Source organism: uncultured Selenomonas sp., assembly GCF_963528755.1.
Lineage (GTDB): Bacteria > Bacillota > Negativicutes > Selenomonadales > Selenomonadaceae > Selenomonas.
Genome location: NZ_CAURXA010000009.1, coordinates 15,964 through 30,733, shown reverse-complemented (window position 1 = coordinate 30,733; position 14,770 = coordinate 15,964). Strand labels below are relative to the sequence as shown.

Below are 14,770 nucleotides of genomic sequence, written 5' to 3'. Positions count from 1 at the left end.
GCTCCTGTTTTTTTGCTTGCTTCTTTGAAGCTGCTTGCTTTCAGCGGGGGCTTAGAAGCGGTAGGTGACCTGCGCCCGTGCATAGTTGCCGAGAGAGAAGTTCTCAGGCCCGTACAGCGTGTCGCGTTTGCCGATGCCCTTTGCATCGAACGTGTAGAACAGCTCGACGAGAAGATTCTTCATAGGTACATAGCCTGCACCGATGCTGAAGCTTCGGATGCCGTCAAGATAGCGGTCGGGCAGGTAGTTCGTGCCGTTGCCGCCGAAGAAAGAGCCGTGATCGAAGCGCTTATAGTCGGCAAAGACATTCCAGCTGCCCTTGACGTCCATGTCGCTTCTGCCTATATCGAAGCGCACCGTCCAAAAATGCGGCGTGCCGCCGTCCGCATGACCGTTGATGTTGAAGCGATCCGTTCCCGAGACGTGTTCGTAGATGGTATGACCGTTCATATGGCGAGCGAAGTCCGTGCGATTCTGGCCGTAATCGACAGAGATGGCCGCGTTGGCACCGATCTTCCAGCGTGCACCGATGCCGATGACGCTCGCGAGCTTGTCGTATGTATACGTGTCATTGCCATGTCCGTTGGCGTGGAGCGCCTGGAACGTCTTATTGCTGGTCGAGCCGAGATACCAGAGGGAGAGGCCGAGATTCGGTGTGAGTGCGTGCTTCGCCTGTACGAAGAAGGCCTTTTCGATGGGCGGAATGCGGTCGCTTTCCAGAACCGTTCCCTCCGCGCGGATCGGCGTGCCCGTGTATTTTGCGAGGGCATCGCGGGGTAGGGCGCTTGCATATTCCGTCCAGTACAGCCGCTTGCCGAGGGAATTGAAGTATGACGTGATAGTTTTCGGGTAGTAGTATGTTCCCGGGAGCGCATCGTCTGTCGTTTCGCTGACGAAGTTGTCGTTGAACAGCGCGTTGTAAACGTCGTTCTCGGATGTCGTGAGCGTGATATTCGTCGCGCCGGTGCCGGCGTTCGCCTTGGCGATGTTTTCATACATCGTCATGACCTTCGCCTTGTTTGTAGCCCACCATTTCTGCAATGCCGCAGAGCCATCACCGTCGAGGACACTTGGGTAGTCCGCCATCGTCATATAGAAGTTTTCTTTATCTTCCGGATGATCGAATCCCCAGACAAGTGTTTCAAAGGAGCCGATCGTTCCTGTCTGAAGCGTGTTGCTCGAATCGAGGTATTGATAATTGACAGTTCCAGGCGCGTTCATCTGCATGCGTTCGGTCTCGTCCTGCTCATTCTTTCGCAGTAGATCGCTGCCGTATGCGGCGGTCGCGATGTCGTACATCCGCTTCACGATGGCCGCCTGCTCCGCGACGCTTGCACCGCGTGCCTTTGCTGCCGTCAGCTGCTGATAGAAGTTCATCTTGTCGTTCGCATCTGCGACGGGCGCAGGGGTATCGAACGTACTTCCGAAGAGGGAACGATTCAGACCGATGAATTCGGCGATGGTCGGTGGGCGGTAGAAGACCGCGTGCGTCGCATGGGTGTAGGCTGAGTCAGATATGCCTGTGCTGTGCTCGAATGTGCCGTAGCCGAGGTGCACCTGTGTGCGGTCGTTCGTCCATGCGGCACGGATGCCGTCGAAATCCTTGCCGAAATAATATCCCGTGACCCCCATGCGTTCCTGCAGACGCCCGAGGGAGATGTCGAAATTCCCTTCGTGATAGGTAACATCTAGGGTACCGATGCGCAGATTGTTGAGACCATGCGATTCGGGATTGGTCGTCCTTGTTTCCGTGCCATCCTTGCCCGATGCGGAGGCGAGCAAGGCAACGTTCAGATGATCGCTGAGCCGCGCGTTGACACCGAGACGCAGACGCTGAGCGAATCCGTGCTCCTTGGGGTCATTCATGTTCTTTTCAGCGGAGCCGACTGACGAATCAGACGTCATCTTGACGGGCGGGCGATTCGAGCCGCCGTGGGAATCCCACTCGAAGCGATAGTCACCGATGAGGTCCACACCCAGCGGCTTTTTGGTGTCGAAGGAATGATCAAAAAGCGCATCGGTCGAGTTTTTGACGGAAGTTCCACTCGACTGCGAGAGAAATTCCTTTGCCGAATCGGCTTCCTGTACGGCGAGAGCAGCCTTTTCCTCCTCTGTGAGGGGCGGTTTTGGCTTGGTGTTGCTGTCCGGACCGAAGGCGAAGTTGGCACCGAGACGATAGACGCGTGCTTGTGTCGCGCGATCATCGTCACGATGGTTGAAGATGTTATCGATGCCGATGTACGCCATCGCGTCCTCGCCAAACTTCTTTTGGAGCATGAGATTCCAGATGCCGAAGGTCTTGCGCTGGTAGCGCCGGGCTCCAGGGGTTGCATACTGATTCTCGAAGATGTAGCCTCCCCTCATATCGCTGTCCATCTTCATGTAGTTCGCACCGCCCGTAACAGAGTTGCTGTCGAGCATGTGGATATAATAGTCCCCCCAAAGGGACGCACGAAAGCCGCTGGCAGGATTCTCATAATCGATGCCGATATCAATCTTATGCTTGGGCTTATCAAGAAGTTGACGCGGCATATTCGGATCGCTCTTGTTAATTGCATGGAGGTAAGTGTAGCCGAATTTTCCAGACCAATGCTTGTCGAACTTTTGCTTCACTTCCAGTTCCAGACCTGTGATCTCCGCCTTGCCGATATTTTTGAAGCTGTAGAGCATATCGGGGGGGTAACCGAGTTTTTCCGCGGTTTTAAGATTCGGATGGAAGTCGATATTATAGCCCGTGTAGTAAGTGGTCATGTAGTCACGAATCGAGTTGTAGAAGAGGTTCGCCCGCATCGTGGTCTTCTTTGTCTCTCCTTCGATACCGATGTCGAAGTTAACGGACTTCTCGGGCTTCAGGTTCGGATTGCCAGTCCAATACCAACCAAGGCGTGCACGATCTTGGTCGACGGGGCTGCCTCCGTACATCTCCCAGTTGTAGTACAACTCGCCCATGCCCGGCTCGGAGTAGCCCGTACCGATGTTGGACTTGAAGCGAAGGTGGGGGTTGCCATTGATGTTGTGCGTGATGCCGAAGTTTGCCGTCACATGCGTGCCGAAAAGGCTGCTGTGGTCGAGACGTACGATGGGCGAGAAGATGGTGTTGTTATTCATCATCCATGTATCACCGATGGTGATGTGATATTTATTGATGGTTGCCTCGCCGACAATGACCTGATTCTTTAGGGATTCCTGGATTTCTTTGAAGAGCTTGCCGTTGAGCGTGTAGTTAAAGATCTTGTTGGGATCGCTGTAGTAGGACAGCCCGTCGAAATCGCGATTCCAGCCGATGAGATGGTCCGTATTCTCGGATCCAACCCTACTGTTAAAGGCATCGTAGCGTGCTCTAGCGCCGTCGGCGTCGATCGCGTCCAGCGTCGAATAGAAGTTTTTCGCGCCGTCGTTGGAGTATTTCAGATAATCCTCGTAGGTGAATTCGGGTTTGTAGGAGTTCGAATCGCCGCTCACATAGCCGTAAAGTTCGTTGTCCACATCCCAGCGCAGGCCGCGCTCAGCATCGGGCAGAAGTTTGTGTGCATGGATAAAGGAGGCGACGTCGCCTTTTTTCAGCCCGTAATCCTTGGCGTCGCGCTGCACGACGAGCAGGCTTTTGTCGTAGTCCCACGGGTCGATTCTGCGCAGCGAGGTTTTCGGCGCACTCTTGAGGCGGCTGCCCGATCCCGTTTCGTGTGCATAGCCGAGGCTGTAGGTGAGCAGATGCTTGTCGTTCAGCTGCGTGTTGAAGGTCGCATCGATGTTCATCTGCGCATGATCGACGTTGTCGACATAGTTCAGCATGTTTTTTCCCGTATAGGAAGAGCGGCCGTAGTTGCTGGTCAGCGTGAGATCGTTCTCCAAAAGGCGGGCGTAGTTGAACTCGATGTTCCAGTCCGTATCTTTGTTGCGTCCTGTCCATCCTAAGTTGTAGGTGTTGCGTCCCGATCTGCGACTGTAGTGTTGCTGCGGCTCCATAAGGGAATCCGTGCGCTTGACATAGCGATCGAGGTTCTCCGTGTAGCGTTCCGCACGGAAATTGAAGGTATTGTTCTTGTTAGCTTTGTAGCTGCCGACCATTCCGAGATTCGTTGCTTCCCCGTAGTAGCGAAGACTGTTATCTTCGAAATCCGTGACATACGAGGCAAGCCCCGTCTGGATACGCGCCTCGTCGCTATATACCGGCATGATGTCGCGCTTGCTTCCGTAAACGCCGAGTTGCACCTTGCCCATGGCACCAGAATCAGCGCGGAGGAAAATGTTGCGGTAGGGGAAGATGGAATCCATTTCCGTCGAGCGGCCTTCTACGTTGAATTTCACGGAAGGAGACTTTGCTGCCTTCTTCGTGATGATGTTGACGACACCGCCGATGGCGTCCGAGCCGTACTTCGCGCTTGCCGCGCCCTGGATGATCTCGATGCGCTCGACGTTCTCTGTGCCGAGACGCATGACTTCGTCCGCCGCGCCATAATACTTCGCGAAGTCGCCCATGACAGGTTGACCGTCTACGAGGATCAACGTGTGGCGCGGCTCTGCGCCGCGGATTGAAACGCCGACGCGTCCCATAGCGTCGACCGTGCGCGAGACGCCCGTCTCGGAGAAGATGATTTCTTCGACGGATTTCGCCTGTTTCTTCTCGATGTCTTCCTTCGTGATGATCGTCTTCTGCTGCGACTCGTACTTCGCTTCTTCCTGTGCCGCCTGTGCTTCGACGTCGACGGCTTCCGTCTGAACGCGCTGTGTCTCCTGCGGGGGAGCCTCTTCTGCGTGCGCCGCACCCAAAGGCGCCGCCAGCCAAAGCGCTACGCCCAGCGAGAGCAGCTTGTAATCGCGGGGACGGAATCTCTTCCTTGCCATGCTGTTTCCTCCTTGGTGAGTATGAAATGAATTGCGGTTTCTATTATAAAAGAAAATAAAAATGAATACAATTACAAAGTTGGAGTTTTATAAATTAAAAATATAATTATTATCATCTACACCCTTTGGGCTTGGCTTCTTGGACTTTCATAGTAAACTCTGTGGGCATATGTTCAGCCGTTGCGCAGAGCGGCATGAGTTGCTTTTGCGCCCGTTTCTCGCAGCAGTTTCATCAAAGCGGCACACTGTACATATGCCCACACGCCTTAATGAAAGTTAGCCAATCAGCCTGCGCCTTTGGCTTGGCTTCTTGGACTTTCATAGTAAATTCATTTGCTTTGCGAAAGATTCCCCCCTATAATAAGAAGAGTATACACTGTGCGGCGGCTGGATGCTGCACGGGCGCTTTGGCGCCGAAGGGGAGAAGAAAGAATGGATATCAAGGACATGCGTGCCTTTTATGCGATCGTGGAGGAGGGCAACATCAGCCATGCCGCAGGGCGGCTCGCCGTGGCGCAGCCCGCGCTGTCTAGGCAGATGAAGCGACTGGAGAGTGCGCTCGGCGTGAAGCTCTTCGAGCGCGGCAGCCGCCGCATCCGACTGACGGAGGCGGGGCGCGTGCTCAAGGAGCGCGTCGAGCAGATTCTAGGCCTTGTCGACGGCACGGTGCGCGAGATCCAAGATGTGGGCGAAGGCACGGCGGGCGAGGTGCGCATCGGCACGATCACAAGCTCGGGCGCAAATCTCGTGCCGGGGCTTCTGGCGGCGTTTCACGAGACGCATCCGCGCGTGACATTCCAGATCTTCGAGGCTGAGGGCGCACGAGTTCTCGACATGCTCGACAACCGGCTTATCGAGATCGCTGTTACGCGCACGGAGGTCGAGCGCGAGAACTACGAGTCCATCGTGCTCGCGAACGAACCGCTCGCGGCGATGATGAACCGCACGGCGCCCTGCGGTGCGGCCGAAGATTTCGTGCGGCTCGCAGAGCTTGCCGAGCAGTCAATCATCATCCCGCTTCGTTGGCAGGGCATCTTTCTTACTGCCTGCCGCAAGGCAGGTTTCGAGCCGCGCATCCTGTGCCTGAGCGACAGTATCGTACAGGATGTCCTGGCAGCGAAGGCAGGACTCGGCGCGGCGATCTTACCGCAGTCGGCGAAGAGCCTTCTGACGGATGAATCGATGGTCTGCAAGCGGATCGTCGAGCCGGAGATCTTGACGCATACGGTGATCGCGTGGAAACGTGATCGACCGCTTTCGGCGGCGGCTGCAAGCTTTTTGTCGCTCCTTCGCGAGCGACTTCGATAGGATGCAGTGGGGGGGGTCCGCGCTTCCTATAAGCCGCCGGGAGTGATGAGAGGAAGCGTCCGCACGAAAGAAGCGCGGGGCGCAGTGAAGAACAGGAGGATACAGCATGGCGAGAGCAGCAAAGGCAGAAAAAGCAACGAAAAGCATAACGGCGGAAGCCGTGAGTGCGGCGGAGACGGCAGAGTCCCCGAAGAAGATCATGATCGTCGAGGACGAGAGGCGCATCGCGCGCTTTCTGCAGATGGAGCTGGAGCACGAGGGCTTTGAGACGGAGTCCGAGGAGAACGGACGCCGCGCCTACGAGCGCATCGTGCAGGAGCAGTACGATCTCGTTCTCCTCGACATCATGCTGCCCGATATGGATGGCCTTGAGGTCTGCCGCCGTGTGCGCGAGATCAGCGACGTGCCGATCATCATGCTGACGGCGAAGGACGATGTCGAGGATAAGGTCAACGGACTCGACATCGGCGCGGACGACTACATCACGAAGCCCTTCGCTATCCAGGAATTGCTGGCCCGCGTGCGCGCGGCGATTCGCGTGCACAAGGCGAACGAGGCGGGTAACCGCGACGAACGCGTGCTCGCCGTCAAGGATCTCGTGCTCTATCCGGGGCGCTACGAGGTGCGCGTCAAGGGCGATCTCGTTGAACTGACGAAGAAGGAGTATTCACTTCTTGAATATATGCTGCGCAACAAGCCCAATGTCCTCACGCGCGACCAGATCCTGCAGGAGGTTTGGGGCTACGATTACGTAGGAGACACGAACGTGGTTGATGTCTACATCCGCTATCTGCGTGCGAAGATTGATGAGCGTTTCGACGACAAGTACATCTACACGGTGCGGGGCGTCGGCTATGCGATCAAAGGCTAGGTGGCTCTGGCGTGCACTTTCCCGCCTGCGCTCCTCGCGCCATATGCGCATATCGACGTGGTTGACGCTCGTCTATGCGGCGGTGCTCGTCTTCGTGCTCGTGTTCACGAGCATCGTTTCCGCCATCGGTATCTATTATTCCCTCTATCATCAGGCGGAGATCGAACTTACGCGATCACAGGAGCATGTGCTCTCCGCGATCGAGCATGGCACGGAGATTTTTAAAGAGACGGCGCCCGACATGCGCCATCGTTATCCACTCGCCTTCTCCATCTACGAGGACGATCTCTTGATGCCCGGCGTCGTGCTGCGCGTGACGGAGGGCGCGGATGGCCCTGTTGTCTACGAGTCGGATACGCACTATCCGTCTATCCGCCTCGTCGAGGCGCACATTGACCAGCATCCACCGCTTTGGGCGAATTCGGCAATGTACGTTTCGACCATTGGCAATACACACATTTACTACCACAAGATCATCATCAACCAGAGCGGACATACCTATGTTTTGCACTTCTTCCGCACGATCACAGCGGAGCGTCACTTCCTCACGACTTTGCAGAAGGTGCTGACCATCACGAATCTCGCGGGCATCGTTCTGGCGCTCGCCGCCGGCTACTTCATCAGCTGCCGCATCCTGCGGCCGATCCGCACGATGACGCAGGCGGCGCGTTCCCTTGAGGTCACCGACCTTGGGCGGCGCATCGCTGTACCTCCTGTCAAGGACGAACTTGCCGAGCTTGCCGAGACGTTCAACCACATGCTTGATCGCATACAGGTAGGATTCGAGCAGCAGCGGCGCTTCGTATCCGACGCCTCGCACGAGCTTCGGACGCCTGTGACGGTCATCCGCGGTTATTCGGACATGCTGCGCCGCTGGGGTGCGAGTGATCCCGAAACGCTCGAAGAGGGACTCGCTGCCATGGCTTCCGAAGCCGAGGACATGCAGGGGCTGATCGAGAAGCTCTTGTTCCTCGCACGCGCTGACCAGAAGCGGCTCGCCATGCATAAGGAGCGGTTGGAACTCGCGCCTCTGGTTGAGGATGTCGTGAAGAAGATGGCGCTCATCGCGACGCGGCACGAGGTCGAGCTTCTTGCAAATGAACCGGGCGCGGTCTACGCCGATCCGCTGCTTATGAAGCACATGATGCGCATCATCCTCGAAAACAGCATGAAGTATACGCCCAAGGGCGGCCGCATCACAATCGAGCTGCGCCGTGGAGCGGGTGAGATGGTTCTGACGCTTGCCGACAACGGCATCGGCATCGCGAAGGAGCATCAGGACAAAGTGTTCGAGCGATTCTATCGCGTCGATTCCGCGCGGACGCGCGGCAAGGATGCGCCGGGCGGCACGGGACTCGGGCTTTCGATCGCGCGCTGGATCGCTGAGCAGCATGCGATCGGCATCGAGCTGGAGAGCGATCTCGGCAAGGGCACGAAGTTCATCCTCCATGTGCCGTGTGTGGAGTGAGCGCAGGAGCTGCCCCAAGGATGGAAATCGCGGAAGTGTGAAGGAGGTTGGAAACTTGCAGGCGAATGGGAAACTCCTCGTCTTGGAGGCGGGCGACGGCTCGGGCAAGGCGACGCAAACGAAGATGCTCAAGGAAAGGCTCGTCGCCGAAGGCCGCTGCGTGCGGCAGGTCGAGTTCCCCGATTATGCTTCGCCGTCGTCGGCGCTCGTGCGCATGTACCTCGGCGGCGATTTCGGCGAACGTGCGTCCGAAGTCGACGCCTACGCTGCATCCACCTTCTTTGCCGTCGACCGCTACGCTTCGTTTCAGATGAAATGGCGTGCAGATCTTGAGGCGGGTGCGATCGTCCTCGCCGACCGCTACACGACGGCGAACATGGTGCATCAGGCCGTGAAGATCGAGGATGAAGCAGAGCGCGAATTGTTTCTCGCGTGGCTTGAGGATTTCGAGTACGAAAAGCTTGCGCTGCCGCGCCCCGATCTCGTCCTCTTTCTCGACATGGATCCAGCCGTGAGTCGTCGCCTCATCGCAGCGCGCGCAGCAGCAAGCGGCATGGCACAGGATATCCACGAGCGCGACGAGGATTACCTCGTGCGCTGCCATCGGGCGTCGGTCAATCTTGCCACGCGCTGCGGCTGGCAGCGCATCCGCTGCAGCGAGGCGGGCGAGCCGCTTTCGCGCGAGGCGGTGCATGAAAAAATTTACGAAGCGGTGCGGAGCATCCTGTGAGGAATACATGCACAGTGTCCGCAAAGCGGACATTGTGCGCCGCTCGCAAAACCGCCCCTGTGGAAGGCGGATATATGATTTGCAGTGAACGAGGGCTGTGCATGAGTCGAAGCGGGCTTATGCACAGCCCCTTTGTGGAAGGGAAAGATATGCTGAAAGAAGTTCTTGTTGTGGAAGGAAAGATGGACGTCGTCGCTGTCCGCAAGGCGCTCGACGCCGACTGCATCGTGACGGGCGGCTTCTCGCTGGGCAGGCGTGCGCTCGCCGACATCGAGGCGGCGTACAAGAGGCGCGGCATCATCATCCTCACCGATCCGGATTCTGCGGGCGAGCGCATAAGGCGCTTCCTCGCGAAGAGATTTCCCGAGGCGGGTCATGCCTTCATCCCGAAGGAGGAGGCGACAGCCAAGGGCGACATCGGCGTCGAGCAGGCCTCGCCCGAGTCGATCCGCCGAGCACTTGCCAAGGTGCGCACGTGCACGATCACACCGCGCGAAGTCTTTACGAGCCGAGATCTCATCCTCGCGGGGCTTTCGGGCGGCGAGGATGCGAGTCGGCGGCGCGCGCAGCTCGGCGAGCAGCTCGGCGTCGGCTGGGCGAACGCGCGTACATTCTGCAAGCGCCTCAACAGCTACGGCGTGACGCGCGAGGAGTTCGAGGCGGCGCTGGCGTCATTGGAGGACGGCGCTGAAATGGCTGCCGTGCGAAATGACGAGCCGAAAGCAGCCGCGAAAGGAGGCGCATTATGATCGCTCCCGAGATTGCCAGTCCTGCCGTCACGCGTCACATTCTGAAGGCCTTCGGCCTTCGCGCCTCGAAGCGGCTCGGGCAGAACTTCCTCGTCGACGGCTCTGTCGTCAAGGACATCGTGGCGGCGGCGGAAATTGAAGAAGGCGACCGCGTCTTGGAAATCGGCCCGGGCATCGGCACGCTGACGCAGGGGCTTCTCGAAGCCGGCGCACGCGTCACCGCCGTGGAACTCGACAAGAAGCTGCCTGCCGTCCTCGCCGAGACGCTCGCTGCCTACGATCATCTGCGCATCGTGCCCGGCGACATCTTGAAGACGGACATCCGTGCCCTCATGGAAAATCAGCCGTTCAAAGTCGCGGCGAATCTGCCCTACTACATCACGACGCCGATCCTCCTCGCACTTCTTGAGCAGCATCTGCCCATCACGCACATCGTGACCATGGTGCAGAAGGAAGTGGCGGAACGCATGATCGCCGCGCCCGGCTCGAAGATCTACGGTGCGCTCTCCGTCGCCGTGCAGTACCATACGGAGCCGCGCATCGTGCGTGAGGTCGCGCCGCGCTCCTTCATTCCTGCGCCCGAGGTCGCCTCCGCCGTCATCGCGTGCCAAAAGCGCGGGAAACCGCCTGTAGAGGTAACCGACGAGCGCATGTTCTTCCGCGTCGCGCGCGCCTCCTTCGGCCAGAGGCGCAAGACGCTCGCCAACGCGCTCCTCGGCACGGGAGCGTCGAAGGATGCCGTGCGCCGTGCGCTGGACGCGGCCGCGATCGACGAGAAAAGGCGCGGCGAGACGCTGAGTCTTGCCGAGTTCGCGCGCCTTGCCAACGTCTTTTCTGCCATGCAAATGGAGGGAGAAGCATGATATTCGACAGTCACATGCACACGGAAGTCTCCGCTGACTCCGCGATGAAGGCCGAGGACGCACTCGAAAGAGCCGCAAAGCTCGGCGTCGGCGCGGTATTCACTGAGCACGAGGACATGGACTTTCCGGGCGAGAAGGACTTCACCTTTTCGCCCGAAGACTACTGGAAGAAGTACGAAGCGCTTCGCGGCAAGGGAGAGCGGCTTCGGCTCGGCGTCGAACTCGGCATGCAGGAAGGCCTTGCCGAAAAGAACCGCGCCTTTCTCCTTCGAGCGCCCTTCGATCAGGTCATCGGCTCAATCCACACGCTCATGGGCTTCGACCTCTACTACGAGACTCTCTACGAGGGACGCAAAAAGGACGAGGTCTACCGACTCTACCTCAAAACGATGGCGCACTGCGTGCGCTCGCACGGCGACTTCATCGACATCCTCGCGCACATCGACTACATCGCACGCTATGCCGCTTACCTCGATACGGAACTGACCTATGCGGCCTACGGTGAGGAGATCGACGAGGTACTTGCTGCACTCATCGAGACGGACACCGTGCTTGAGTTGAACACGCGCCGCTTCGACGCGCCGCAGGGCAAGTCGTCGCTCGTGCCGATCTTCCGTCGCTACCGCGATCTGGGCGGGCGCGAGGTCACGCTCGGCTCGGATGCGCACAATGCGGCTGCGATCGGCTTCGCCTTTCGTGAAGCGCACGATATGGCAGAAAATCTCGGCCTTCACATCGTAACTTTTTTTGCCCGCAAGAAGGAATATTGCTGAATCTTAGCGAATTTTAAGAGGAGGATCGACCGACCGGGGGGATGGAAACAGACGGCTGCCTGTGAACTTCGCTTCGCAGCCATCGTCGTACACGCCCTTATGGGGAGGAGTCATGCGCCTTTCTAGGCGACGCGAATCTCTCAAAGAAAGGAACAGCAGACGTGAATGAAAATTTATTTCAAAAAGTGCTTGACAATCGTCGCATGCTGTGATATTCTTTATTCATCAGCTAACAAATAATAATTATTCGCTAGGAGTGATTGAAAATGTCGTTAATCAACAAGGAAATCGGAGATTTTGCTGTACAGGCTTACCAGAATGAGGCCTTCCGCACGGTGACGAAGGCGGATGTGCTCGGCAAGTGGAGCGTATTCTTCTTCTATCCGGCAGACTTCACGTTCGTTTGCCCGACGGAGCTTGAAGACTTGGAGAACAACTACGCGAAGTTCAAGGAAGCGGGCTGCGAGGTCTATTCCGTCTCGTGCGACACGCACTTCGTGCACAAGGCATGGCATGACCATTCCGAGCGCATCAAGAAGATCACCTACCCGATGCTCGCCGATCCGACGCACGTTCTTGCGCGTGACTTCAATGTGCTTATCGAGGACGCCGGCCTTTCCGAGCGCGGCACGTTCATCGTGAACCCCGAGGGCAAGATCGTCGCCTACGAGGTGAACGCGGGCAATGTCGGCCGCAACGCGGACGAGCTTCTGCGGAAGCTGCAGGCCTGCAAGTTCGTGGCGGAGCATGGCGACGAGGTTTGCCCGGCGAAATGGCAGCCTGGCGGCGAGACGCTGAAGCCGACGCTCGACCTCGTGGGAGCGCTCTGAGATGGCGGCGGAAAAAAACGAGCTTTATGATGCAGTAGTGATCGGCGGCGGCCCTGCGGGGCTGACCGCCGCGCTTTACTTGGCAAGAGCCTGCTGCCGTGTGCTCGTGGTGGAGAAGGAGACTTTCGGCGGTCAGATCGCCCTGACGGCGGAGGTTGTGAACTATCCGGGCAGCGACCCTACGAGCGGCGCTGACCTCACGGCGAAGATGCACCGTCAGGCGGAAGGCTTCGGCGCGGAGTTTCTGCTCGCCGAAGTCAATTCGCTCGAAAAGAAGGGCGATACTTGGCATGTGCATACGAGCCGCGGCGACTATGAGGCTTTTACCGTACTGCTCGCGACGGGCGCACATCCGCGCCAGATCGGCTTTGCGGGCGAGAAGGAATTTCGCGGGCACGGCGTCGCCTACTGTGCGACGTGCGACGGTGAGTTCTTCACGGGCAAGGACGTCTTCGTCATCGGCGGCGGCTTTGCAGCGGCGGAGGAGAGCGTCTTCCTCACGAAGTACGCGAAGCATGTGACGATCCTCGTGCGCGAGGAAGACTTCACATGCGCTCCCGCGACGGCGCAGCCCGCACGCGACAATGAGAAGATTTCGATTCACTTCCAGACGGAGGTCGAGTCGGTCGAGGGCGACACCCTGCCACGAAAGCTCACATGGAAAAATCTCGCGACGGGCGAGCGCACGGTGTTCACACCCGAGGGCGGAGATTCCTTCGGGGTGTTTGTGTTCGCGGGATACCAGCCGTCGACCGATCTCGTCAAGGGACTGGCGGAGCTTGACGAGCATGGCTACATCGTGACCGACCGCCAGCAGCGGACTACGGTCGAAGGACTCTATGCGGCGGGCGACGTCTGCATCAAGCCGCTCAGGCAGGTCGTGACGGCGACGGGAGACGGCGCTCTCGCTGCGACCGAGATGGAAAAGTACGCCATGAAGATGGAGGAGAAGACGGGGCGGAAGACAGACCACAAGGTGTGCCGCGCCGCGCAGCACACGGCGAAGGACACGGGGAAGGGAGAGGCGGCGGCTCCGACGACCGGCCCCTTCACGGCCGACATGAAGAAGCAGCTCATGACGGTCTTTGATCGCATGGAGCGTCCTCTGCACCTTGAGGTCGCGCTGAGTGACGATCCGCGCTCAAGCGAGCTTCTCGACTTCATGACGCAGCTCGCAGAGATGACGGACAAGCTGTCCGTCGAGATCACAGGCGGCATGGGCGTGCCGAACGTGCGCATCTACAATGCGGACGGCAGCTGGGCGGGACTCGCCTTCCACGGCGTCCCCGGCGGGCACGAGTTCACGAGCTTCGTGCTCGGCCTCTACAACGCCTCGAGCGCCGGACAGAAGGTCGCCGACGAGGATCTCGCACGCATCGAGAAGATCAAGGAGGATCACCATATTACCATCATGGTAAGCCTCTCGTGCACGATGTGCCCCGAGCTCGTCACGAGCGCTCAGCGCATCGCGACGCTCAACCCGCATGTCAAGACGGATGTCTACGACTTGAGCCTCTTCCCCGAGATCAAGGAACAGTACAACATCATGAGCGTGCCGTGCTTCTTCATCGACGACGATGCGAAATTCCACTTCGGCAAGAAGAACATCTCGCAGCTCCTCGACCTGCTCGAACAGGAAGAAGCGCACGCATGAATTGACAAGGTGTTTGAAGCTTTGCTATAATGAGCATAGAAAGTATCCCGCTGACCGATATGCGGTATATAAATGGTCGGGTTGCAAGTGGACCGCTGACCGATATGCGGTATATAAGTGGTCGGGTTGTAAGTGAACCCTCCGCATTATGCGGAGGGTCATTTCTTTGAGGTGATAGGATGAAAACAAGTGGGTTTTATATCATTAAAGAGCAATTTTTCACAGATATGTCAGATCCCTTTCTGAAAGGAAATAAGCAGGGAAACCGTCCTCATTACTATTGCTTTCAAGATGAACAAGATGGCATCTATTGGATGATTCCTTTATCCAGCAAAATAGAAAAGTTCCAGCGGATCATTAAGCAAAAAACGCAAAAGGGAAAGCCATGCGACACGCTTCATATCATCAAGCTGGATGATTCCCATCAAAGCGTCTTTCTTCTGCAAGATATGTTTCCTATCACCGCCTCATACATCGAACGAGAATATACGATTGCAGGAAATCATCTCCGACTTACCAGTGAACATGAGATTAAAATACTGGAGAAAAAAGCGCGCAAAGTATTGAAGCTCATACGACATGGCGTGAAGTTTTTGCCTACGCAGCCAGATGTGATGCGAATTTATCATATATTGTCTGAGAAGCCACAACGATGATACACTTGCTATACTGGGAGTCG

11 protein-coding genes are annotated in these 14,770 nt (G+C 57.6%); 10 read left to right on the top strand and 1 reads right to left on the bottom strand.

Annotated elements, in window-relative coordinates:
- Positions 1 to 51: 51 nt before the first annotated feature.
- A complete protein-coding gene (locus RWS31_RS10095; RefSeq protein ID WP_314598063.1) occupies positions 52 to 4,845 on the bottom strand; it encodes a TonB-dependent receptor domain-containing protein in 4,794 nt (1,597 codons plus the stop codon).
- Between the two features lie 432 nt (positions 4,846 to 5,277).
- On the opposite strand from RWS31_RS10095, the gene RWS31_RS10090 reads away from it, so the two are divergent.
- The 10 genes from RWS31_RS10090 to cptIN all read left to right on the top strand — a co-directional run bounded on the left by RWS31_RS10090 (position 5,278) and on the right by cptIN (position 14,747).
- Positions 5,278 to 6,153 carry a LysR family transcriptional regulator gene (locus RWS31_RS10090; protein WP_314598061.1) on the top strand — a complete coding sequence of 292 codons (876 nt, stop codon included), beginning with the start codon at positions 5,278 to 5,280 and terminating at the stop codon, positions 6,151 to 6,153.
- A 106-nt stretch (positions 6,154 to 6,259) separates the two neighbouring features.
- Positions 6,260 to 7,024, top strand: a complete 765-nt coding sequence (locus RWS31_RS10085) for a response regulator transcription factor (protein ID WP_314598059.1) — start codon at positions 6,260 to 6,262, stop codon at positions 7,022 to 7,024.
- A gap of 43 nt (positions 7,025 to 7,067) precedes the next feature.
- Positions 7,068 to 8,492: an ATP-binding protein gene (locus tag RWS31_RS10080; protein WP_314598095.1), complete on the top strand. Its 1,425-nt coding sequence runs from the start codon at positions 7,068 to 7,070 to the stop codon at positions 8,490 to 8,492.
- Between the two features lie 55 nt (positions 8,493 to 8,547).
- Positions 8,548 to 9,222: a thymidylate kinase gene (locus tag RWS31_RS10075; RefSeq protein ID WP_314598057.1), complete on the top strand. Its 675-nt coding sequence runs from the start codon at positions 8,548 to 8,550 to the stop codon at positions 9,220 to 9,222.
- Positions 9,223 to 9,371: 149 nt separating this feature from the next.
- Positions 9,372 to 9,971: a ribonuclease M5 gene (rnmV, locus tag RWS31_RS10070; RefSeq protein WP_314598055.1), complete on the top strand. Its 600-nt coding sequence runs from the start codon at positions 9,372 to 9,374 to the stop codon at positions 9,969 to 9,971.
- A complete protein-coding gene (rsmA, locus tag RWS31_RS10065; protein ID WP_314598053.1) occupies positions 9,968 to 10,834 on the top strand; it encodes a 16S rRNA (adenine(1518)-N(6)/adenine(1519)-N(6))-dimethyltransferase RsmA in 867 nt (288 codons plus the stop codon). Before rnmV ends, rsmA begins: the two co-directional genes overlap by 4 nt.
- Positions 10,831 to 11,607 (top strand): histidinol-phosphatase HisJ family protein, encoded by a 777-nt coding sequence (locus RWS31_RS10060; RefSeq protein WP_314598051.1) that lies wholly within the window; start codon positions 10,831 to 10,833, stop codon positions 11,605 to 11,607. The genes rsmA and RWS31_RS10060 overlap by 4 nt, the downstream gene beginning before the upstream one ends.
- A 266-nt stretch (positions 11,608 to 11,873) precedes the next feature.
- Complete coding sequence (ahpC, locus tag RWS31_RS10055) at positions 11,874 to 12,437, top strand: alkyl hydroperoxide reductase subunit C (protein ID WP_314598049.1); 564 nt, start codon at positions 11,874 to 11,876, stop codon at positions 12,435 to 12,437.
- Position 12,438: 1 nt separating this feature from the next.
- Entirely contained in the window at positions 12,439 to 14,091 is a 1,653-nt protein-coding gene (locus tag RWS31_RS10050) for an FAD-dependent oxidoreductase (RefSeq protein ID WP_314598047.1), read from the top strand.
- 179 nt (positions 14,092 to 14,270) lie between these two features.
- Positions 14,271 to 14,747: a type III toxin-antitoxin system CptIN family toxin gene (cptIN, locus tag RWS31_RS10045; protein ID WP_314598045.1), complete on the top strand. Its 477-nt coding sequence runs from the start codon at positions 14,271 to 14,273 to the stop codon at positions 14,745 to 14,747.
- Positions 14,748 to 14,770 lie beyond the last annotated feature (23 nt).